This is a genomic window from Mycobacterium sp. E3298 (genome assembly GCF_001666895.1).
Classification (GTDB): domain Bacteria; phylum Actinomycetota; class Actinomycetes; order Mycobacteriales; family Mycobacteriaceae; genus Mycobacterium.
Genome location: NZ_LZJB01000230.1, coordinates 1 through 19,339, shown reverse-complemented (window position 1 = coordinate 19,339; position 19,339 = coordinate 1). Strand labels below are relative to the sequence as shown.

The 19,339-nt window shown below is 69.6% G+C and carries 22 protein-coding genes, 2 pseudogenes and 1 riboswitch; of the genes and pseudogenes, 10 read left to right on the top strand and 14 right to left on the bottom strand.

Annotated elements, in window-relative coordinates; all coding sequences use genetic code 11:
• The 4 genes from thiD to A9X05_RS10750 form a co-directional block, all read left to right on the top strand.
• Nucleotides 1-773: bifunctional hydroxymethylpyrimidine kinase/phosphomethylpyrimidine kinase (gene thiD / locus A9X05_RS10765; protein ID WP_067747892.1), on the top strand; the 773-nt coding region annotated here is incomplete at its 5' end.
• Nucleotides 770-1,393 (top strand): alpha/beta family hydrolase, encoded by a 624-nt coding sequence (locus A9X05_RS10760; RefSeq protein WP_067747886.1) that lies wholly within the window; start codon nucleotides 770-772, stop codon nucleotides 1,391-1,393. The genes thiD and A9X05_RS10760, both read left to right, overlap by 4 nt.
• A 32-nt stretch (nucleotides 1,394-1,425) precedes the next feature.
• The gene (locus tag A9X05_RS10755; protein WP_067781158.1) at nucleotides 1,426-1,860 is read left to right on the top strand and encodes a MarR family winged helix-turn-helix transcriptional regulator; all 435 of its coding nucleotides are present in this window, start codon (nucleotides 1,426-1,428) and stop codon (nucleotides 1,858-1,860) included.
• 19 nt (nucleotides 1,861-1,879) lie between these two features.
• The gene (locus A9X05_RS10750; RefSeq protein WP_067781155.1) at nucleotides 1,880-2,749 is read left to right on the top strand and encodes an LLM class F420-dependent oxidoreductase; all 870 of its coding nucleotides are present in this window, start codon (nucleotides 1,880-1,882) and stop codon (nucleotides 2,747-2,749) included.
• A gap of 17 nt (nucleotides 2,750-2,766) precedes the next feature.
• Here A9X05_RS10750 and A9X05_RS10745 read toward each other — a convergent pair whose 3' ends face one another.
• The gene (locus A9X05_RS10745) at nucleotides 2,767-4,266 is read right to left on the bottom strand and encodes a peptidase (RefSeq protein ID WP_156675730.1); all 1,500 of its coding nucleotides are present in this window, start codon (nucleotides 4,264-4,266) and stop codon (nucleotides 2,767-2,769) included.
• A 219-nt stretch (nucleotides 4,267-4,485) separates the two neighbouring features.
• Entirely contained in the window at nucleotides 4,486-4,827 is a 342-nt protein-coding gene (locus A9X05_RS10740; protein ID WP_197499009.1) for a hypothetical protein, read from the bottom strand.
• 156 nt (nucleotides 4,828-4,983) lie between these two features.
• On the opposite strand from A9X05_RS10740, the gene A9X05_RS10735 reads away from it, so the two are divergent.
• On the top strand, nucleotides 4,984-5,556 hold the full coding sequence (locus A9X05_RS10735) for a hypothetical protein (RefSeq protein ID WP_067781161.1): 573 nt from the start codon (nucleotides 4,984-4,986) through the stop codon (nucleotides 5,554-5,556).
• A gap of 11 nt (nucleotides 5,557-5,567) precedes the next feature.
• Here the strand turns inward: A9X05_RS10735 and A9X05_RS10730 are convergent, their stop codons facing one another.
• The 5 genes from A9X05_RS10730 to A9X05_RS10710 are packed head-to-tail and all read right to left on the bottom strand — an operon-like array spanning nucleotide 5,568 to nucleotide 10,878.
• Nucleotides 5,568-7,031 carry an HNH endonuclease signature motif containing protein gene (locus A9X05_RS10730; protein ID WP_082970928.1) on the bottom strand — a complete coding sequence of 488 codons (1,464 nt, stop codon included), beginning with the start codon at nucleotides 7,029-7,031 and terminating at the stop codon, nucleotides 5,568-5,570.
• Between the two features lie 45 nt (nucleotides 7,032-7,076).
• A complete protein-coding gene (locus tag A9X05_RS10725; RefSeq protein WP_067781150.1) occupies nucleotides 7,077-8,549 on the bottom strand; it encodes a M28 family peptidase in 1,473 nt (490 codons plus the stop codon).
• Complete coding sequence (locus tag A9X05_RS10720; RefSeq protein WP_067747873.1) at nucleotides 8,546-10,048, bottom strand: M28 family metallopeptidase; 1,503 nt, start codon at nucleotides 10,046-10,048, stop codon at nucleotides 8,546-8,548. The genes A9X05_RS10725 and A9X05_RS10720 overlap by 4 nt, the downstream gene beginning before the upstream one ends.
• Nucleotides 10,049-10,101: 53 nt before the next feature.
• Nucleotides 10,102-10,527: a DUF2752 domain-containing protein gene (locus A9X05_RS10715; protein WP_067747871.1), complete on the bottom strand. Its 426-nt coding sequence runs from the start codon at nucleotides 10,525-10,527 to the stop codon at nucleotides 10,102-10,104.
• A gap of 15 nt (nucleotides 10,528-10,542) precedes the next feature.
• On the bottom strand, nucleotides 10,543-10,878 hold the full coding sequence (locus tag A9X05_RS10710) for a CD225/dispanin family protein (RefSeq protein WP_046183018.1): 336 nt from the start codon (nucleotides 10,876-10,878) through the stop codon (nucleotides 10,543-10,545).
• 393 nt (nucleotides 10,879-11,271) lie between these two features.
• On the opposite strand from A9X05_RS10710, the gene A9X05_RS10705 reads away from it, so the two are divergent.
• Together A9X05_RS10705 and A9X05_RS10700 are read left to right on the top strand one after the other, a co-directional pair.
• Nucleotides 11,272-11,796: a serine/threonine protein kinase gene (locus A9X05_RS10705; protein ID WP_067747869.1), complete on the top strand. Its 525-nt coding sequence runs from the start codon at nucleotides 11,272-11,274 to the stop codon at nucleotides 11,794-11,796.
• A gap of 64 nt (nucleotides 11,797-11,860) precedes the next feature.
• Nucleotides 11,861-12,382, top strand: coding sequence for a serine/threonine protein kinase (locus A9X05_RS10700; protein WP_067747867.1), 522 nt, complete (start codon nucleotides 11,861-11,863; stop codon nucleotides 12,380-12,382).
• A gap of 4 nt (nucleotides 12,383-12,386) precedes the next feature.
• Here the strand turns inward: A9X05_RS10700 and A9X05_RS10695 are convergent, their stop codons facing one another.
• The 4 genes from A9X05_RS10695 to thiO are packed head-to-tail and all read right to left on the bottom strand — an operon-like array spanning nucleotide 12,387 to nucleotide 15,100.
• A complete protein-coding gene (locus tag A9X05_RS10695; RefSeq protein WP_067781147.1) occupies nucleotides 12,387-13,145 on the bottom strand; it encodes an SGNH/GDSL hydrolase family protein in 759 nt (252 codons plus the stop codon).
• Entirely contained in the window at nucleotides 13,142-13,900 is a 759-nt protein-coding gene (locus A9X05_RS10690) for a thiazole synthase (RefSeq protein WP_067781144.1), read from the bottom strand. The genes A9X05_RS10695 and A9X05_RS10690 overlap by 4 nt, the downstream gene beginning before the upstream one ends.
• On the bottom strand, nucleotides 13,893-14,090 hold the full coding sequence (thiS, locus tag A9X05_RS10685) for a sulfur carrier protein ThiS (protein WP_067747861.1): 198 nt from the start codon (nucleotides 14,088-14,090) through the stop codon (nucleotides 13,893-13,895). Before thiS ends, A9X05_RS10690 begins: the two co-directional genes overlap by 8 nt.
• Nucleotides 14,087-15,100: a glycine oxidase ThiO gene (gene thiO, locus A9X05_RS10680; protein WP_067747896.1), complete on the bottom strand. Its 1,014-nt coding sequence runs from the start codon at nucleotides 15,098-15,100 to the stop codon at nucleotides 14,087-14,089. The genes thiS and thiO overlap by 4 nt, the downstream gene beginning before the upstream one ends.
• 2 nt (nucleotides 15,101-15,102) lie before the next feature.
• A riboswitch (TPP riboswitch) is annotated at nucleotides 15,103-15,212 on the bottom strand.
• A gap of 36 nt (nucleotides 15,213-15,248) precedes the next feature.
• On the opposite strand from thiO, the gene thiE reads away from it, so the two are divergent.
• On the top strand, nucleotides 15,249-15,920 hold the full coding sequence (thiE, locus tag A9X05_RS10675) for a thiamine phosphate synthase (RefSeq protein WP_067747859.1): 672 nt from the start codon (nucleotides 15,249-15,251) through the stop codon (nucleotides 15,918-15,920).
• Here the strand turns inward: thiE and A9X05_RS10670 are convergent.
• Nucleotides 15,892-16,527: an NUDIX hydrolase gene (locus tag A9X05_RS10670; protein WP_067747857.1), complete on the bottom strand. Its 636-nt coding sequence runs from the start codon at nucleotides 16,525-16,527 to the stop codon at nucleotides 15,892-15,894. The genes thiE and A9X05_RS10670 overlap by 29 nt on opposite strands.
• Nucleotides 16,528-16,661: 134 nt before the next feature.
• On the opposite strand from A9X05_RS10670, the gene glnX reads away from it, so the two are divergent.
• Together glnX and A9X05_RS10660 are read left to right on the top strand one after the other, a co-directional pair.
• The gene (gene glnX, locus A9X05_RS10665) at nucleotides 16,662-17,981 is read left to right on the top strand and encodes a protein kinase G-activating protein GlnX (RefSeq protein ID WP_067747854.1); all 1,320 of its coding nucleotides are present in this window, start codon (nucleotides 16,662-16,664) and stop codon (nucleotides 17,979-17,981) included.
• Nucleotides 17,978-18,775, top strand: a pseudogene (locus A9X05_RS10660) (glutamate ABC transporter substrate-binding protein); the annotation flags it as partial. The gene glnX and the pseudogene A9X05_RS10660, both read left to right, overlap by 4 nt.
• Before the next feature lie 44 nt (nucleotides 18,776-18,819).
• Here A9X05_RS10660 and A9X05_RS29570 read toward each other — a convergent pair.
• Together A9X05_RS29570 and A9X05_RS10655 are read right to left on the bottom strand one after the other, a co-directional pair.
• A pseudogene (locus A9X05_RS29570) lies at nucleotides 18,820-19,140 on the bottom strand (serine/threonine protein kinase); the annotation flags it as partial.
• The coding region (locus A9X05_RS10655) for a transporter substrate-binding domain-containing protein (RefSeq protein WP_156669951.1) at nucleotides 19,140-19,339 on the bottom strand (200 nt) is incomplete at its 5' end. The pseudogene A9X05_RS29570 and the gene A9X05_RS10655, both read right to left, overlap by 1 nt.

Genomic DNA, 19,339 nt, shown 5'->3' with positions numbered 1-19,339 from the left:
TCGCCGGGTCCGACTCGGGGGGCGGCGCCGGCATCCAGGCCGACATGCGCACCATGGCGCTACTCGGCGTGCACGCCTGCGTCGCGGTCTCCGCCGTCACCGTGCAGAACACGTTGGGCGTCAAGGGCTTTCACGAGGTGCCCGACGATGTCGTGGCCGCCCAGATCGAGGCGGTGGTGACCGACATCGGCGTGCAGGCCGCCAAGACCGGGATGCTGGCGTCGTCAACCATCATCGGCGCGGTGGCCGCCGCCTGGCGCCGGCTGGGTCTGACGGTCCCGCTCGTCGTCGATCCGGTGTGCGCGTCGATGCACGGCGACGCGTTGCTGGCTGCGTCGGCGCTGGATTCGCTTCGCGACCAATTGTTTCCGCTGGCCACGCTGGTGACGCCGAACCTCGACGAGGTGCGGCTGCTGGTGGGCGTCGACGTCGTGGATGTGGGGTCTCAGCGCGAGGCGGCCAAGGCCCTGCACGCGCTGGGGCCGCGGTGGGCACTGGTCAAGGGCGGCCACCTGCGGTCGTCGGATCGCAGCTGTGACCTGCTCTACGACGGTGCGTCCTGGTATGAGTTCGACGCCGAGCGGCTGCCCGGCGGCAACGACCACGGCGGCGGCGACACGCTGGCCACCGCGATCGCGTGCGCGCTGGCGCACGGCTATTCCGTGCCCGACGCGGTCGGGTTCGGGAAGCGGTGGGTCACCGAGTGCCTGCGCGCCTCCTATCCGTTGGGCCATGGACACGGGCCCGTCTCACCACTGTTTCGGTTGTCATGAACCTGGACCGGATCGCCGGTGTGGCGCACGAACCCGATCGGCCCGCCGCGGGTGTGGTGGTACTGACCCACGGCGCGGGTGGCAACCGGGATTCGCCGCTGCTGCAACAGGTTTGCGAGGAGTGGGCGCGGCGCGGCTGGCTCGCGGTTCGGTACAACCTGCCCTACCGGCGACGCCGCCCCAGCGGACCGCCGTCCGGCTCGGCGGCCGCCGACCGCGCCGGAATCGTCGAGGCGATCACGCTGTGCCGCGACCTCGCCGAGGGTCCGCTGATCGCAGGCGGACATTCCTATGGCGGCCGGCAGACGTCCATGGTGGTGGCCGACCGGGAGGCTTCCGTGGACCTGTTGACGCTGTTCTCGTACCCGGTGCATCCGCCGGGAAAGCCGGAGCGAGCGCGCACCGAGCACCTACCCGACATCAGGGTGCCGACCGTCTTCACGCACGGGACGTCGGACCCCTTCGGCACGCCCGAGGAGCTGCGCGCCGCCGCCGCACTGGTCACCGGCACCACGGCGGTCGTCGAGATCGCCGGCGCCCGGCACGATCTGCGGTCCAAGACGCTGAACGTGGCGGCGCTGGCGGTCGAGGCCGCCCTCCAGTTGCTCGGGCGGAATTAGACAGCCTGGGCTGATCAGTCTAGACTGGCGTTGTGGACGGCATCGCTGAGTCCGCGGCCGCGGCGGCCCGCGACCTGCGGGTGGTGTTCAGCCGGCTGCGGCGTCAGTTGAGGGAACTCGCCACCGACGACGACCTGACTCCCTCGCAGACCGCGGTGCTGAACCGGCTCTGGAAAGAGGGGGCCTCATCGGCGAGTGTCCTGGCTGCGGCCGAACGGGTGCGTCCACAATCCATGGCCACGATAGTGGCCGCACTCGAGCAGCGGGGGCTCATCGAGCGCACGCCCGACCCGGAAGACGGCCGGCGGCAACTGATTTCGTTGACCGCAACGGGCCGGCGACGCGCGGAGAGCAACCGACAGGTCCGCGAGGAGTGGCTGGCGCGCGCCATCCACGAGCAGTATTCCGAACGCGAGCGTCGCGTCATCCTCGATGCGCTGACGCTGCTCGAGCGCTTGACCGAGTAATGAAAGGGCAAGGGCTGCCATGCAATTAGGTGTGCACTTCATCGATTTCCTGCCCGGCGACCCAGCGGCGCTGGGTCCGACGCTGGCCGATGCGGCCAAGGCCGCCGAACAGGGCGGCGCAACGCTGTTCACGCTGGCGGATCATTTCTTTCAGATGGAGGCGATGGGACGGGCGGAGGACCCGTTCCTCGAGGGCTACACGTCACTGGGCTTCCTGGCCGGACAGACGACCAAGATCGACCTGAGCCTGCTTGTCACCGGCGTCACGTATCGATACCCGGGAATGCTGGCCAAGGCGGTCACCACGCTTGACGTGCTGTCGCAGGGCCGCTCGGCGCTGGGGCTCGGCGCGGCCTGGTACGACCGCGAGCACCTCGCCCTCGGCTTCCCCTATCCGCCGGTGAGCCGGCGTTTCGAGATGCTCGAAGAGACGCTGCAGATCTGCCGTCAGATGTGGAGCGAGGACAACGGGCCCTACCGGGGCAAGCACTACCAGTTGGCCGAGACAATCTGTGAGCCGCAACCGATTCGGCGACCGCCGATCCTGATTGGCGGCGACGGCGAAAAGAAGACGCTACGGCTGGTCGCGCAGTACGCCGACATCTGGAACAGCACCGTGACCGATCCCGACGAGCTCGAGCACAAGATCGAGGTGCTGCACCGCCACTGCGAAACCGTCGGGCGGGACCCGGGCGAGATCCGAAAGACGGTGGGCCTCTTCGTGAATCCGTTCGACGACCTCGACGGGTACTTCTGGACCGTCGAGCGCTTCGCCGAACTGGGCGTCGAGATGGTCAACGCCGGCCCATTCCCCGGCAACCCCGATCCCGTCGGCTTCATCCGGCGACTCGGCGACGACGTCATTCCCAGGCTCGTCGAGATCGGTTGACTCCGACGGCCTTCCGGTCAACCCGGATAGCGGGAGTAGCAGGCGTCCATGTTGCCGGTCACGCCGCCGCGGAACGCCGCTATCCGGGTGAAACCGGCGGGCACGCTGGTGCCGTCGGCGTCGCTGGCGACGAGATGGTTGGTGAGCAACCCGGCCACCGCCTCGTCGAGATCACCGGCCGTCAGCAACAACTGCTTCTGCGACGACAGCTCGATGGGTTCGGCCATCTTGCGGTGCACCACGCCGGTCAGGCACGCCGTGCGCAGCGCGGTCCACGGGCTCTGCATGGCCAGCCCGCGTTCGTGCTGCACGGCGAGCGCGTACCGCGACATCACGACCGATAGGGCGGTGTCGTCGCCCTGCGGCAGGGTCTGCTCGTTCTCGTCGGCGACCTTGCCCATCGCCGCGAGCTTTGGCAGGTCGACCACGATCGTGTTGGTGGACGGGCAATAGGAAGCCGGCGGGCTGGATTTGGCGTCGGGGCAATCGGCAGCCTGGTAAGACAGCGCCGGCGGGCTCTTCGGGGAGAAGATCTTTCCCAGCAGTTCCATCAACGTCGACAGGGTGTCCTGGTCGATCGGGACCTCACCGGTCTCGGGGTTTCCGGTGCTGCTGTCGACGCGCAGAGCGTTGGGCAGATCGCCGCGGCGCTGCTCGATCTCCTTCTTGTCTATCCCCGCGCAGGCCGATGCCCCGTTGATGAAACCCATTTGGAAGGCGCTGATTCGGTCCAGGGCGGATCCGTGTTCGTCGTCGTTCTCGCTCTCGCTGTCGATCACGGGGTCGCGGGTCGTGATGATCCCGGCCAGCACATGGTCGAGCCCGTCGGCGGTGCTGAGCGTGAACCGCGGCGACTTGCCGTCGGCGACCCAGAACAGGTAGACGCCAGCGAAGCAGTCGGCCTGCTGCTCGTGCACGATCGTGGGGTCGCGTTTGGTCACCAGATGCGCCATGTTCTGCAGGGCATGGCCGAATTCGTGGGCCAGTACGCCGTTGACCGACATGTCGCCGAAGTACCGTTGGGCGACCGGCATGAACACCCCGCGGTCCCAGGCGATCAGGTTGCAGCGCGACGTGTAGAAGGCGTTGACGAGCTTGTAGGTGTCGTTGTGGCAAACGATCGGGCTGGACGGATCCTTCGAGTTGTAGGACACCATCTTTCCGACGGGAACGAAGCTTCCCTTCAGGGACTGCCCGTACACCGACTTCCAGTAGTCCTCGATATCGTTGACCGACAGCAACGACAACTTATCGATCGCGCCGTCGTCCGTGTTGACCACGGTGCCGGTTGCGGCGGGTGCGTTCGAGCGGATGCCGCTGGGGCCGTTGGTCGCGGGCAAGCCGCCCACCCGGAACGGATCGTTGAGCATCGAGAGCGCCCGCCCGTCGACGAAGGATGCACACCCCGCCACCACGATTGCCGCCGCCGCGCAGCTCAACGCCGCCCTCAGCAAGGCGGCCGCCCTGCGCGGACGGCCACCGGCCTGCTGACGTCGATTGCGCGCACGGCTCTTCATACCAACCTCATCCCGACCGGCTACAGGGCAGACCAAAGCGTCTCATTCTAGAGCGGTTGGCTAACCATGACAGCCCGAATGAAAACACCGTCGAACGCCCGCGCCGGCCGCGTGGGCGCGCGATTGCGGGCGGCTTACCGGTGGTCGAACGAGAAGCGCCGGGTGGGTTGTCCGATGGCAATAGCGAACTCGGCGGCGCCGTTTGAGGCGTGTTGCCCGCTAGGGGCGCGGCGCCGTCGGTGCCGGCGTCTGCTGAGGCCCCACCGGGCCCCCGGGTCCCATCCCGCCGGGTCCCATCCCGCCGGGCCCCATCATGCCGCCGGGTCCGATCATGCCGGGCCCCATCATGCCGCCGGGCTGCATCATCGGGCAGGTGCCGGCACGGCCGCCGCCATAGCCGTGGCGCCAGCCGTAGTGGTCACCCGAGGACCAGCCCAAGAACAGCCCCGTGAAGAAGATGACCGCGACGACGAACACCACACCGGCGACGATGACCACCCATGCGGCCACGTGGCCCAGCCGACTGCGCGCGTACGGCCCGTCCCCGTGGTTGCCGGTCACGGGCCCAACGCTGGATTCAGGAGTTTCAGTCATGCCCAGGACGATGTCACACATATACCCACCGGGGGTAGGGACCATTGGCCCTAGTACGGGATTCGCGGGTCTGGTCAGATTGCCTAAATTGCGTGGAGGAGTCTGTCCCGAAGGAACGTGACGATGGCCAATTTGACACGGCGCGCGGCGCTTGCCGCGTTCGGTGCGCTGGGTGCGGGCGGCGTGCTGGGTCTGCGCTACGCGCGTCGCGGCATCTGGCCCGCAGGAGTCCGCCTCACCGACTGCGGCGGCTTCATGGGCGCCGGTCACATGGACATGAACCGCTACATGGACATGTTCATGCGGCACAGCGAAATCAGCCGGGTGGTCGAGGACATTCCCGGCGGCGTGCGCACCACCACCGAATCGACGTCCCCGGATCTGACCGCCCAACTCCAGGCGCACGTCTCGAGCATGTACGCCCACCTGGATCAGGGAACCGAAGTCAGCTGCATGAGCCAAACCCTGCCGACGCTATTCCGTCGTGCCGGCGGCTACCGGCGGCAGCTGACGTTCACCCCAGGGGGCGTGATCGCCGAGGAGACCGCCGACGACCCTGCCCTCACCGACGTCATCCGAGCGCACGCGCGCGAAGTCACCGGCTTCGTGGAGCAGGGCATGCCGGCCATGATGCAGCAGATGATGGGTCGCGGCGGGATGGGCTGCGGACGAATGATGAACCCGCACATGCCTTGACGGCGCAGGCCCTAGAAGGGCGGTGGATCCTCTGGGGGCGCGGGGCCGGCGGGTATCGAACTGGCCGGCGCCACGGGGTGGGCGGCCAGCCGGGCTTGGCGGTTGCGGTGCCGTTCGGTGGCGATGCGCTGGGCCCGGTTTTGGGCACGGGTGCGGGTGCGCAGCGGCATCATCGCGGTGCGCTCACCACACCGCTCGACGGGTGTGGGGGCCGGGGCGTCACCGGTGGGCACGCACAGGCTGGGGAACAGCAGCGCGCTGCCCGGGGTGGTGACGTAGGTATGTCCGTCGGGCAGCCGCCAGATCAGGGTGCCGTCCTCCAGTTGTTCGTCGCGCCAGCCCCAAAAAGTTTTCAGCAAATGATGTTGGCGGCAAAGGCATTTGAGGTTCGACGGGTGCGTCGCACCGCCCTCGGAGTACGGGATCGTGTGGTCGATGTCGCAGTCGACGGCCGGGCGGTCACAACCCGGGGCCCGACACGTCAGGTCCCGGCACCGCACGAAATCGGCCAGCCTCCTGGACGGGGTGTAGCGCGGCTCGGCCTCGGCCGGGGCGCCCAGGGGCACCAGCTTGGCCGAGCCGGCCAGCTCGGCCACGACCTCGGCGGTGATCAGCGCGTCCGCGCCCACCTCCGACGCCGGAGCCGACCCGGCGCCCTCGACGCTGGCCTGCTCGGCGATCACGTGAATGACGACCGGCGTTGCGCCAGGCCGCTTTCCGGCAGTGCAGTCGGGGCGACCGCAGCGGCAGCCCAGCCGATCCGCGCCGGCGGCAAGCACCCCAAGCGCGTCGGCGCGCCGCTGATCTGCGCTGCGCGGGTCGTGCTCACACACCGTGGCCGCCAACGCATCCAGCCGCCGATCCAGCGCGTGGGCGTCGGGACTGAACAAGCTGCCGTGGATTTCGGACATGCCGCCCTCGAGATCCTCGACCCCGACCCAGCGCTCGGCCTGCGACTGGTCGCGGCGGCGCACCGCATCGACGTCGGCCTTCGCCACGATCTTGTCCACCTGGCCGGCCAACCGGCCCCGGGTCATGGAGGGCCACCTCGCCGCACGCATCGCCAGCTCGGCATCCACGGCGGCCAACACGGCGGCGTCTGTGATCAGATCGGTGCGGTACACGATCGTCTGGAACAACCGATAGCTGATGTCGCCCGCGCGGAACACCTCGGCCACCTGCGGCAGCCGCTCACGCATCGCGAGCGCATACCGCATGAAGCTGCCGGCCATCGCCAGGCTCACCCGAAACGCCGCGGCCACCTCGGCCCCCACCGCCGCCCAGGTGTCCACCGCCCAATCCGACTCCTCACCGCGCTGGGCGCGGCGCAGCTCGAACAACTCCCCGATGGCGTCCAGCCGGTCCGCGACCATCCGCGCCTCCAGCCGCCACGAGGAGCACATCCGTTCCACCAGCGCGCGGGATCGCTCACACCGGGGAGGCTCCCAGTACTCGTGTAGCCGTCTATCGAACATGTGTTCGAGTGTAGCGCGGCCCCCCGACAAGGCGCCGAGCAGCGGTTATGGCACCCGGGTCCGATGCCGCTTGTCGTGCGGTGGCACGCCGTTGACGCCGCCGATGGATTCCGCATAGCTGCCTACGGCGTATCCGACGCCAGACCCCATGATGGCCAGGGCGTCCCGGTTGACGGTGTCGACGGTTTCGCGGGGGCCTTGGTAGTTGGGGTCGAACGGGGCCCCGGCCTGCCCACCCCACAGCCGGGCCTGCACGGTGGTCTTCGGTTGCGAGGCCCCGGCCGTCATGCCGCCGATCGGCACGCCCGCGACCATGAAGGGGTGGTAGTCGGCGAGCGTGTTCAGCGGCATGTCCGCGGGCCGCTTCCCGGCCAGGTTCAGGTAACCGGCCAGGGTGCGCTCGATGCCGGCCGACCCGTCGGGGACGTCCGCGTAAGTCACCCCGGGCGACGGCGGACCGGACTGATCGCCGTCTTCGGTGAAGAAGCCGGCGTTGGGAGAACCCAGCGTGGTGAAGTTGAGGTACATCGCGATGTCGTTGAGCTGATCGCTGTTCATGCCGAACACGTAGTCCATGACGCCGTTGAGCCCGTCCTCGTCGGCGCCCCAGAACGCGAACCGCACTGCGTTGTTCACGGGCGCCAGGGGGCCCAGCTGCAGCGCCGTCTCCAGCACCGCGGCCACCCCGGTTCCGTCGTCGTTGATGCCAGGGCCGCCGCGGGGGCTGTCGAGGTGCGCGCCCACCACGATCACGTCGTGCGGCGAGCCGGTCTTGGTCTGCGCCAGCACGTTCCGTGACGTGATCTTGACGTTTTGGGCGTCCAGCACCAGGCGGATTGGCGCGGTCGCGCCGGAGAGCGCGGTGGCGGTGGCCGGGTTGGCGACCGCGACGGGGACGGTCAGCTGCTTGAAGTAGCCGGGAGCGAACAGGGTGGGCGGGGCGCCCTGGCCGGCGGGCGCACTGAGCACGACGAGCGCCGCCGCACCCTTGGACACCGCGCTGTTCTGCTTGTCGACCACCGAACAACGTGTGTCGTCTACGACGGCGATCGACCCCTTGGGCAGCACGGCCGGATAATCGCCCGCCGCGCAGCCCGACGGCTGGGTGGGCCGGACCGGCTGCCCGGTGAGTCCGCCGGGCGGCGTCTGGACCAGCAGCGAGGCCTGGTCAACGGTGTAGCTGCGGCCGGCCACCGTCATCGACGGCCTGCCCGGGGAAACGGTGTAGAGCCGGTCGAACTGCGGCGTCAGCACCTCGAAACCTTTGTCACGCAACGCTTTAGCGATGTAGTCGACGCTGGCGTCGTAACCCGGCGTGCCGTCGGCCCGGTTGCCCTTGTTCGCATTGGCGATGTTCTGCAGCGCGCGCAGGTGGGTGAACATCGCCTCGGTGGTCACCTTGCCTGCCAGGCCGTGCGCCAGATCCGGTGCGGCAGTCGGGGATCCCGGCCGCGCCGATGTGCACGACGCCAGCAACAAGGTCACCAGCAGCATTGCCGCGCGCAGCCGACGGGTCATGGCTTGGTTAGCACGTGACGCGTGCGGTCCTCCATCGTGGGCACCCCGTTGTGGCCGCCGAGGTCCTGCGCGTACAGGCCCACCGCGTAGGCGACGCCACCGCCGTTGATGCCCAGAGCGGTCCGGTCGATGTGCTCGAGGGTATCCGTCTTCTGGTGATAGTTGGGGTCGAAGGGCTGGTCCGCGGTCCCGCCCCACAGCTTTGCCTGATCCGCGGACATCTTCACCTCGGCGCCGGAGAACAGGCCGCCGGCGGGGATGCCCGCCAGGGTGAATCCGTCGTAATCGGAACGGCCGTCGAACGAGGTGTCCTGCGCGGTCTTCCCGGCGGACTTCAGGTAGGCGACCAGGGTGCGTTCGATGCCGGCCGACCCCTCCGGCACCACCGGCTGGCCGCGAGCGTCCGCGGGCAGCGACTGGTCACCGTCATAGGTGAAGTAGCCGGGGTTCGGCGACGCGAGCATGTCGAAGTTCAGATACAGCGCAATGCTTTTGAGCCCGGTCAAGTCAAGCGACTCGACGTAGTTGCGCGAACCGATCAGCCCGAGTTCCTCCGCGCCCCAGAAGCCGAACCGCACCGCGTTACGTACCGGTGGCGAATTGCCCAGCCGCAGAGCGGTTTCCAATATCGCGGCCACGCCTGAACCGTTGTCGTTGATGCCCGGGCCTTCCGGCACGCTGTCCAAATGGGCGCCGGCCATCACGACATTGGTGGTCGAGCCGGTCTTGGTCTGGGCGATCACGTTGCGCGCCTTGAAACTCTGGACGCTCGCGTTCAGCTTGATGGTGACGCCCCCCGGCTGGGTGCGCAATTGCACGCCAACCGACTTGGTGACGCTTACCACCGGGATCTTGACGTTGGTGTCCGGGCCCAGCGTGCCACCCATCTGTTGCTCGTCGACGTTGTCGGCGACGATCATCGCGACCGCTCCGCGCTGCGCCGCGGCGTCTTCCTTCTGAGCGAAGGGGCAACCGCCCCGGTCCACCAGGACGACGGCTCCCTGAACCGGCAGGCTGCCGTAATCCGGAGGTGCGCAGCCGGGGCCGTTGCTGGCGGGCACGGCCACCAGCGGACCGCTCACTCCTCCCGGCGGGGTGCCGAGGCTGAAGTCCAGCGCGTGCGCCTCCACCGGCTTACCGCCGACGGTCACCTCCGGCTTGTCGCCGTGGAACACCCGCGCCGAGAACTCGGGGGTCTGCACGTCGAAACCGCTGCCGCGCAACGTGTTAACCACGTAGTCGACGCTGGCCTCGTAACCCGGGGTACCCACCGCCCGGGTACCGTTGTTGGCGTTGGCAATGTCCTGGAGCTTTGCCAGGTGCGCCATCATCGCGTCGCTCGTGACTTTGTCGTGCAGGGCGCTGGCGAACCGGGCCGCCGCGGCGGGGTCGCCCGTTGCCTGTTGCGAGTTTGCCGACTTGTGGAAGCAGCCGGTCGAGAATGCGGTCAGGGCGACCACGACGAGCGCCGCAGGTACCGTCGCGAATTTGTTCACCATCGCGCCCCAGGTTAGACCGCGGTGCCACCGGCCGGGATCAGGACACGGCGGTATCAGACGTACAGGGCGTTGAACGGTGCAAAGGGGATGTTGCGCACCACAAACCACGCCCCGACCAACACCATGGCCACCACGGCGGACCAGCGAGTGTGTTGCCAGCTGCGGATCCGCCTGCCCGCGAGCCGCCCGTAGGTCCAGGCGAGGTACGCCCACACCAAGAGCACGACAGCCGCCAGGCCCAAGGCGTTGAACCTGGCGGCCGCCGTGATGTTGCCGTGCATCAGGGAGTACAGCATGCGCAAGCTGCCGCATCCCGGACAGTCGATACCCAACAGCGCCTTGGTGGGACACACCGGCAGCGGACCGTTGGGAGTGGTCGGGTCACCCGCCCAGATGGCGGCGCACATCAGCGTCGCGGACGCGGCCACCAGCAGTGGCGCGCCCACACTCGACGGCGCCGACCCTTGGCGGGTCACCATGGTCGCGAACCGGGCTTAGAACATCGCGGCAAGTGCCGCATTGGTGTTCGTGTTCAGCGCGCCGACCGCCATCAGGATGCCGTAGATGATGCCCACGACGACGCCGATGACCGCCGACCAGATCACCCACTTCTTGGCGCTGTCGGCGGACGCCTGCGCCTCGGCGTAACGGCCCTGCGCCCAGAGCCCGTTGACCTGGCTGGATTTGACGATGGCCACGATCCCGAACGGAAGACAGCAGAACAGCGTCACCAGGATGGACCACACCAAATAGTTATTCGGCGCTTGCCCGGCGGGCTGCTGCGGCGGGTAACCAGGCGGCGGAGGGGGCGGTGCCGGTGGCTGTGTCATGGATTCTCCAGTCCCGAGAAGTTAGCTGGCGTGAAACGGTGCTAACCATACCCGAGCACAGTCGCGGCGGCACCAGCAATTTGAAAATCCCCTTTCGACCCGCCGCGGAACGTCGCGGCGGTCGCGCGGCGTTCAACCGCCGTTCTCCTGCCCGCCCCTCCCGCCGCCCAGCGCCGATGGCAAGGCACCATACGAAAGGGACTGAGCGGCATCGGCTTTCGGACTAGCCGGCATGCGGCCCCGCCGTGCCGCGTCACCGAAAAGGATGCCCAGACAGACAATTGCCAGCGGAATGTGTTGCTTTGTCACGACATAGCCCTACGATCCCTACTTAGCGGAAGCATGTTTCTCCGGTGAGCGACGCCGGCTCGACAACCGCCGAGGAGTCGTGGGATGTCCTATCTCAGCAACGCGTTGCGGGCCGTCGCGGCCGCGGCGCTCGCTGGCGGCGCCGCCTTCGCCGGCACGGCAACCGCCACCGCGGATCCCGCGAACACCGGTAACGCGTCGGACGTCAACACGCTTGCGGCATCGCTGTCAAAGGGCTACGGCCTGAACAACTGCACGGCCCAGAGCATCACCACCGGCGAACTGGCGTCGTTGGCGTGCGGGCAGAACCCCGACCCGAGCGGCCCGGTCCAGGCCAAGTACATCCTGTTCAACAACGGCGAAAACCTGGTCGGCTCGTTCAAGGCCAGCATCAAGGACGACGCCCTGAGCACGTGCGGCGACAGCGGCCAGTCGCCCACCAGCTGGCACCAGGGGAGCAACGGCAATGCGGGTCAGGTGGCCTGCGGGACATACCAGAACGCCGCCGAGATCATCTGGACCACCGATGCCAAGAACACATTGAGCTATATCCGCGGGCCGAACACCGACGCCGCGGCGCTGTACCAGTGGTGGCGGGCCAACGGCTGAACTTCTGTTGGGGGGCAACAGTTTTCTGCATCACCCATCCAACAACCGCAGGGAGGCAACGAAAATGTCACATCTCACCACCGCGCTGCGAGCCGCGTCGGCCGCAGCTTTCACCGGATGTCTGGCTTTCGCCGGTAGCGCCATCGCGGTGGCGGAACCCAACACGGGCAGCGCCGCCGACATGAACACGCTGGCCGCCAACCTCTCGAAGGGCTACGGCCTCAACAACTGCAAGCCGCAGGAGCTGACCGAATCCGGCGAACTGGCCGAACTCCTGTGCGGGCAGAGCCCCGACCCCAGCGGACCCGGCTCCGGCGTCTACGCCCTGTTCTCCAACGGCACCAACCTGGGCGCCGCGTTCAGTTCCACCATCAAGGACGTGTCCCTGGCCGCGTGCGGGGACGCCGGGCAGTCACCGGGCACCTGGAAGCAGAACGGCCAGACGGGCGGCCAGATCGCCTGCGGCACCTACAAGAACTACGCGACGCTCACCTGGACCACCGACGCCAAGAACGTGTTGGGCCACCTCACCGCGGCCAACTCCGACGTCAACGCCCTCTACCAGTGGTGGCGCACGAACGGCTGACCCGTCACAACAGCGCCGACACCAGCTCGGCGACGGCGCGCATCCCGGCCGCGTTCGGGTGCAACGGCGCCGCTCGGCCCGGCAGCGGCACACCGGGTCTCGTGGTCCAAGGGTCACCCGACCACGCGTGATGTTCGCGGCTGGCCGCGGCGGCCCCGACGATCTCGCAGCCGGTCGCGATCGCCGCGTCGGCGGTGAGCCGCTCCAGCGTCGCGGCCACGTGGCGGCCCAGGTCGGCATCCGCTTGCGAAAGCGGCGCGGCCGGCGCACCCGCGGGCGGCAGGACGGTCAGGTAGTCGACGAATAGGACCCGGGCCCGCGGTGCGCGCTCGCGCACCGCGTGTCCGACCCCGCACAACGATTCGAACACCGCGTCGAGCGCCTCGATCCGCGCGTCGCGGTCCAGCAGTTCGACAATGCGCGCACCGAGCAGTGGCAGCCGGCGGACGGGGCGCGGCAACGACGCGGCCATCAGCAGCGGAATGTAGCCGACGTCGTTGCCGCCGATCGTGATGGTCACCAGGCTTTCCGACCCGTTCAGCGCGGTGATCTGGGGTGGCGCGCCGCGCTGGTGATCAGCGAGCACGTGCGCGGTGGTCGCGCCGGAAAACGTGACGTCTACCAGGTCCAGGCCGCAGCGCCGCGCGACCAGGTGCGGGTAGTTGCGCGCCGACCGGCCCGAGCCCCAAGGAGCGCCTGCAGCGCGGGGCCTGATGCCGGGACCGGCTGCCATCGAACTGCCCAGCGCCACATAGCGTTTCATCGCTGAGGGCTGGACGCCTGCGCCCAGAAGCGCTTGGGAATGCGCCCCGCACGGCGGGCCAGATAGCCCGCGGTGACGGCGGCGGCCATCGCGGCCGCCATCGTCGCCGGATCGGCGGCCCGGGTCACCGCGGTAGCCAAAAGTACGGCGTCGCAACCCAACTCCATCGCAAGCGCGGCGTCGCTCGCGGTGCCGATGCCGGCGTCGAGCACCACCGGGACGCCGGCGCGCGCGACTATCATCTCGATGTTGTGCGGGTTGGTGATGCCCAGGCCGGTGCCGATGGGCGACCCCAGCGGCATGACCGCCGCGCACCCGGCGTCCTCGAGCCGACGGGCAAGCACCGGGTCGTCGTTCGTGTAGGGCAGCACGACGAACCCGTCGTCGACCAATTGCTCCGCCGCCCGGACCAATTCGACCGCGTCGGGCAACAGCGTGCGCTCGTCGGCGATCACCTCCAGCTTGACCCAATTGGTGCTCAACGCCTCGCGGGCCAGCTGCGCGGTGAGCACCGCCTCCGCCGCGCTGCGGCAGCCCGCGGTGTTGGGCAGCGGTGTGATGCCGAGCCGGTTGAGCAGGTCGAGCAGGCCGGTACCGCCCTCGGCGTCGACCCGCCGCATCGCGACGGTGGTCAGCTCGGTACCCGACGCGACCAGCGCCTCCTCCAGGGCGGCCAGGCTGGTCGCTCCCCCGGTGCCCATGATCAGCCGCGAAGCGAAGCTGCGATCCCCGATGGTGAGTTTGGTTTCAGCCACCCTGCACCGCCGTCAGCACCTCGAGCCGAGAACCGTCGGAAAGCGTTGCGCTCCACCGGGATCGGGGCAGCACGGCGTCGTCCATCGCCACCGCGACGCCGCGGTCCGGGTAGCCGAGCGACTCCAGCAGCGCGGCCACCGTGGTTCGCTCGTCGACCTCGACCTTCCGCTCGTTGACCACGACGATCATGACCGGGCTCCGACCGGGGCCAGTTCGGACACGATCTGTTCGGCGGTCCACGGCGCCAGCAGGAAGCCGGACCGGCCGTGGCCGCCGGCCACCAGCGTCCGTTCGTCGAGGCGTTGCACCAGGGGAAGGTTGTCGGGCGTCATCGGCCGTAGCCCGGCGGCGCACTCGGCTAACTCGTATTCGCCGAGCGCCGGCAACACCGCGCAGGCGTCGTCGAGCAGGTCCCGCACCCCCGACACCACTGGGGCGGTGTCGCGCCCGTGTTCGTATTGGGTGGCGCCGACGACCACCCCGTCGGCGCGGGGAACCAGGTACACCTGGCGCCCGTGGACGCGGGCGCGAATGACGCGCTGCGGCACCGGCATACACCCACGCCGCCACCGCAACCGCAGCACCTCGCCCTTCACCGGCCGCACCGGCAGGCCCGGCCACAGCGCGGGGGCGTCGATCCCGTTGGCGATCACCACGGCGTCGCCGTCGACCGACAGGTCGCGCGCCGGCGGCGCCCAGCGCACGCCGAGGCGCTCGCACGCCGCGGACAGGCCGTCCAGCACCGCGCGGTTGTCCACGGCCAGCTCGGTGGGCGCCCGAAAGCCATGCCGGATGCCTTGCGCCAGCAGCGGTTCCAGATCGCGGGCGGCCGACTCCCAGACCACCGGGTGCCCCTGCGCGGACAGCCAGTCGGCGACGGTGCGCAGGTCCGCGACGTCGGCCCGGTCGACCGCCACCACCAGGGACTCGCGGGCGGTGACCACTTGCGGCGGCAGCCCGTCGAGGAAGCCGCCTTCGCGCCACAGCCGCAGCGACTCGAGGCCCAGCCGCAGCAACCGCTCCTCGCCGGGCCAGCCTTCGCTGTGCGGGGCCAGCATGCCGCCGGCGACCCACGACGCGCCGTTCTCGGCGGTGCGGTGCACCCGCACCGACCACCCGGCCTGCGCCGCCCGGCGCGCCACCGCCAGGCCGATGACGCCGCCACCGATGACGGCCAGCGACCCGAGCTCCGATGGCATCCCGTCCATTCCGGGGGCCTCCCTTCGCCGGCATGACCCGGATCAGGTGTGACGGTAAGGGCAGGCGCGCCCACTCTCAGACCCCGTTCCCGGGACTCCCGTGTCTGCACGTTCTTCGGCCTCCACGCTAGCGCGCTAGCGTCGCGGTGTGCATCAGCGAGTTACCCGGCTGGCGGCCGCGCGGCTATACCTCTGCACCGACGCGCGCCGCGAGCGCGGCGATTTGGCCCAGTTCGCCGACGCCGCCCTGGCCGGCGGGGTCGACATCATCCAGCTGCGCGACAAGGGATCACCCGGTGAGCAGCGGTTCGGGCCCCTGGAGGCGCGCGACGAGCTGGCCGCGTGCGAGGTCCTGGCCGACGCGGCCAGGCGTCACCACGCGCTGTTCGCGGTGAACGATCGGGCCGACATCGCCCGCGCCGCCGGCGCCGACGTGCTGCACCTGGGGCAGGGCGACCTGCCGCTGGACGTGGCCCGCGAATTCCTCGGCCCGGACGTGCTGCTCGGCCTGTCCAGCCACGACGTCGACCAGGCCGCCGCTGCCGCCGAGGGCGAGACCGACTACTTCTGCGTCGGCCCGTGCTGGCCCACCCCGACCAAGCCGGGCCGGGACGCCCCGGGCCTGGGGCTGGTGCGGGCGGCGGCCGGTTTCGGCGGCGACAAGCCGTGGTTCGCCATCGGCGGCATCGACGAGCAGCGGCTGCCGGAAGTGCTCGCCGCCGGCGCCCGGCGCATCGTGGTGGTGCGGGCGATCACCGCGGCCTCCGACCCGCGCGCGGCGGCGCAGCGGCTCAGCTCAGCGCTTGCAGCACGGAGCTGATGCGGGGATGCAGCGGCGCCGTGTCGGCCTGCAGCGGGGGGCCCGGCATGCACCAGACGAAAACGCCGGCCTCGATCTCGATCGTGCGCGGCAGGTGACGCCGTCGTTCGTCGCCCTGGCCCAGCGGCACCAGCGCCGTGGCGGTGCGCAGCCGTTGCCAGCTCGCCGCGAAGCCGGGGTGCAGCGGCAACTCGGCCACCTCGTCCTCGGCGACCCAGCGCATCTCGGCGCTCTCCCGGTTGGGCACGGTGGGCAGCGGCTCGGCCGCGTCGGCGACGACCGTGGTGTAGGTCCAGCGCGTGCCGCCGAGCCCGGCGACCTCGGCGGTGACCACCGCGGACCGCACGGTCAGCAGCTCGCCCTGCAGGCCGGCCTCCTCGTGCGCCTCGCGGACGGCCGTCTCCTCCGGGGTCTCGTGGCTGTCCCGCGCCCCGCCCGGCAGTCCCCAGGTCCCGCCCTGGTGGCTCCACACCGCGCGATGCTGCAACAGCACCGCGGGGGTGCCGTCCGGCCGCGGGGCGCGCAGCAGCAGACCCGCCGCGCCGAAACGGCCCCAATAGTGGGCGCCGCTGTCGGAAACCACCCAGCCGTCACCGTCGCCCTGCACGCGTTCAGGATATGCACGTGATCGGCTGGTCAATTGGTCTGCCTCCACCCATCTGCCGCGACATTCTCTTAGAATTCGCTTATAGAGTTTCGTGCAGCGTTCCAGTGGCCGCGAAAGATGAGGGCTGATTCGACGTGACGGTTGAGCTGGCGCACCCGTCGACGGAACCGCAGGGGTCGCGGTCGCCGGCCGAACCAGCCCACCCGCGTTGGTGGTTCATCTCCACCACACCCGGCCGCATCCTCAGCATCGGAATCGTGCTGGCCGTGCTCGGCGGCATCTGCGCCTTCGCCACGTCGACCACCATCAACCACCGCCAGCAGGTGCTGACCACGGTGCTCAACCACACCGAACCGCTGTCGTTCGCCGCCGGACGGCTCTACACGACCCTCTCGGTGGCCGACGCCGCGGCGGCCACGGCGTTCATCGCCGAGGCCGAGCCACCGCCCGTCCGCCAGCGCTACGAGCAGGCCATCACCGACGCGACGGTGGCGGTCACCCGGGCGTCCAGCGGGCTGACCGACGAACCGCTGGTGCAGCTGCTGGGCCGGATCAACGCCGAGCTGGCCGTCTACACCGGCCTGATCGAAATCGCCCGCACCAACAACCGGGAGGGCAACCCGGTCGGTTCGTCGTACCTGTCGGAAGCCTCGGGGCTCATGCAGTCGACGATCCTGCCCGACGCGGCGCAGCTGTATCAGGCGACGTCGGAGCGGGTGGACGCCGAAACCACCGCGTCCACGCAGATTCCGGCGCCGGTCATCCTGGTGGTCACCGCGACCGCGGTCTTCGGCGCCTTCTCCCATCGGTGGCTGGCCCGGCGCACCAGGCGCCGGATCAACCCGGGACTGGTCGTGGGCGGCCTCGCTATTCTCGTCATGGTGGTATGGGTCGGAACTGCGCTAACGATCTCCACGGCCGCCAGCCGTAGCGCCAAGAACACCGCCGCGGACTCGCTGCGGATCGTGACCAACGTCGCGATCACCGCCCAGCAGGCCCGCGCCGACGAGACGCTGTCGCTGATCCGCCGCGGAGACGAGGAGAAGCGCAAGCAGTCGTTCTATCAGCGCATCGACTCCATGCACTCCCAGCTGGACCAGTACATGGTCCGCAGCGACGCCGTCGACAAGCCCGACCTGGAGGGCGCCGACCAGCTGCTGCTGCGCTGGCGGCAGGCCAACGACAGAATCAACTCCTACATCTCGGTGGGCAACTACCGCGCGGCCACGCAGGTGGCGCTCGGCAGCAGCGAGGACGACTCCACCCCGGCATTCGACAAGCTCGAGGACCAGTTGGTGAAGGCCATCGACCAGAGCCGCAACCACCTGCGCAACGACGTCCTGAGCGCGCGCAGCGGGCTGTCCGGCGCCCAGGTGGGCGGCGTGGTGCTCAGCCTCGGCGCCGCCATCGCGGTGGCCCTGGGCCTGTGGCCCCGGCTGAGAGAGTATCGATGACGACGCGGCCGGGCCGGTTGCGGCGGGCGGGCGCCGCGCTCGCCGCGGTGGCCGCGGTCGCGGGCTGCTCGCACACGGAATCGCTGTCGGTTCCCAACGTGCCGACGTTGCCGCCGCCCACCCCGGTCGGCATGCAGCAGCTGCCGCCGGAGCCGCCACTGCCGGCCGACGACGCCAGCCAGAGCTGCGACCTGACCGCGAGCCTGCGGCCCTTCCCCACCAAGGCCGAGGCGGACGCCGCGGTCGCCGACATCCGCGCCCGCGGCCGGCTGATCGTCGGGCTCGACATCGGCAGCAACCTGTTCAGCTTCCGCGACCCGATCACCGGCGAGATCACCGGTTTCGACGTCGACATCGCCGGGGAGATCGCCCGCGACATCTTCGGCGCCCCGTCGCACGTCGAATACCGCATCCTGTCGTCCGACGAGCGCGTCACCGCCCTGCAGCACTCCGAAGTCGACGTGGTGGTCAAGACCATGACCATCACCTGCGACCGGCGCAAGCAGGTCAACTTCTCGACCGTCTACCTCGACGCCAACCAGCGCATCCTGACGCCGCGGGATTCCCCGATCGCCAAGGTGAGCGACCTGTCGGGTAAGCGGGTGTGCGTGGCCAAGGGCACCACGTCGCTGCACCGGATCCGCCAGATCGACCCGCCGCCGATCGTGGTGTCGGTGGTCAACTGGGCCGACTGCCTGGTGGCGATGCAGCAGCGCGAGATCGACGCCGTCAGCACCGACGACTCGATCCTGGCCGGGCTGGTCGAGGAGGACCCCTACCTGCACATCGTCGGACCCAACATGGCCACCCAGCCCTACGGCATCGGGGTCAACCTGACCAACACCGGGCTGGTCATCAGGGCCTCGAGCGGGTCGATGTCGCGCACCCGCGGAATCTCGACCAGGCCGCCGCCGAGGTGGCGGACCGGTGGCAGCACCCGCGTCCCCACCGTCACCCGGTCTTGCGGATCGCTGTCCAGGGTGCCCAGCGAGATGTGCGGAAAGTCGTCGTCGTCATCTTCGAAGTCGGGTCGGAACAGCGCCTGGGTGGCCTGGATGCGCCCCGTGGTCGGGCCGCCGCCCTGCGTGTCCGGCGGCTGGGTGCCCGGGCTTTCGTCGGCGCCGGTTTCCGGCTGCTCGATCTTCTCCGACTCGGCCATCAGTCCAGATACCTCGGCGTCGGTGGCGCGGGCGCGGGCCCCAGCACCGTCAACCACTTGCGGTACAACGTGTTCCACGTGCCGTCCCGGCGGATCCGCTCCAGGGTGCCGTTGACGAACCGGACCAGCCCGGTGTTGGTCAGGTTGACCCCGATGCCGTAGGGCTGGGTGGCCATGTTGGGTCCGACGATGTGCAGGT

Coding starts and splice junctions, on each gene's coding strand:
- A9X05_RS10715 (WP_067747871.1), bottom strand. CDS start 10,527: ATGGTGACCCGCCAAGGGTCGGCGCCGTCGAGTGTGGGCGCGCCACTG.
- A9X05_RS10700 (WP_067747867.1), top strand. CDS start 11,861: ATGTCACATCTCACCACCGCGCTGCGAGCCGCGTCGGCCGCAGCTTTC.
- A9X05_RS10750 (WP_067781155.1), top strand. CDS start 1,880: ATGCAATTAGGTGTGCACTTCATCGATTTCCTGCCCGGCGACCCAGCG.
- A9X05_RS10720 (WP_067747873.1), bottom strand. CDS start 10,048: ATGGTGAACAAATTCGCGACGGTACCTGCGGCGCTCGTCGTGGTCGCC.
- A9X05_RS10695 (WP_067781147.1), bottom strand. CDS start 13,145: ATGAAACGCTATGTGGCGCTGGGCAGTTCGATGGCAGCCGGTCCCGGC.
- thiS (WP_067747861.1), bottom strand. CDS start 14,090: ATGATCGTCGTGGTCAACGAGCGGAAGGTCGAGGTCGACGAGCGAACC.
- A9X05_RS10725 (WP_067781150.1), bottom strand. CDS start 8,549: ATGACCCGTCGGCTGCGCGCGGCAATGCTGCTGGTGACCTTGTTGCTG.
- A9X05_RS10745 (WP_156675730.1), bottom strand. CDS start 4,266: ATGAAGAGCCGTGCGCGCAATCGACGTCAGCAGGCCGGTGGCCGTCCG.
- A9X05_RS10735 (WP_067781161.1), top strand. CDS start 4,984: ATGGCCAATTTGACACGGCGCGCGGCGCTTGCCGCGTTCGGTGCGCTG.
- thiO (WP_067747896.1), bottom strand. CDS start 15,100: ATGCCATCGGAGCTCGGGTCGCTGGCCGTCATCGGTGGCGGCGTCATC.
- A9X05_RS10730 (WP_082970928.1), bottom strand. CDS start 7,031: ATGTTCGATAGACGGCTACACGAGTACTGGGAGCCTCCCCGGTGTGAG.
- A9X05_RS10760 (WP_067747886.1), top strand. CDS start 770: ATGAACCTGGACCGGATCGCCGGTGTGGCGCACGAACCCGATCGGCCC.
- A9X05_RS10710 (WP_046183018.1), bottom strand. CDS start 10,878: ATGACACAGCCACCGGCACCGCCCCCTCCGCCGCCTGGTTACCCGCCG.
- A9X05_RS10705 (WP_067747869.1), top strand. CDS start 11,272: ATGTCCTATCTCAGCAACGCGTTGCGGGCCGTCGCGGCCGCGGCGCTC.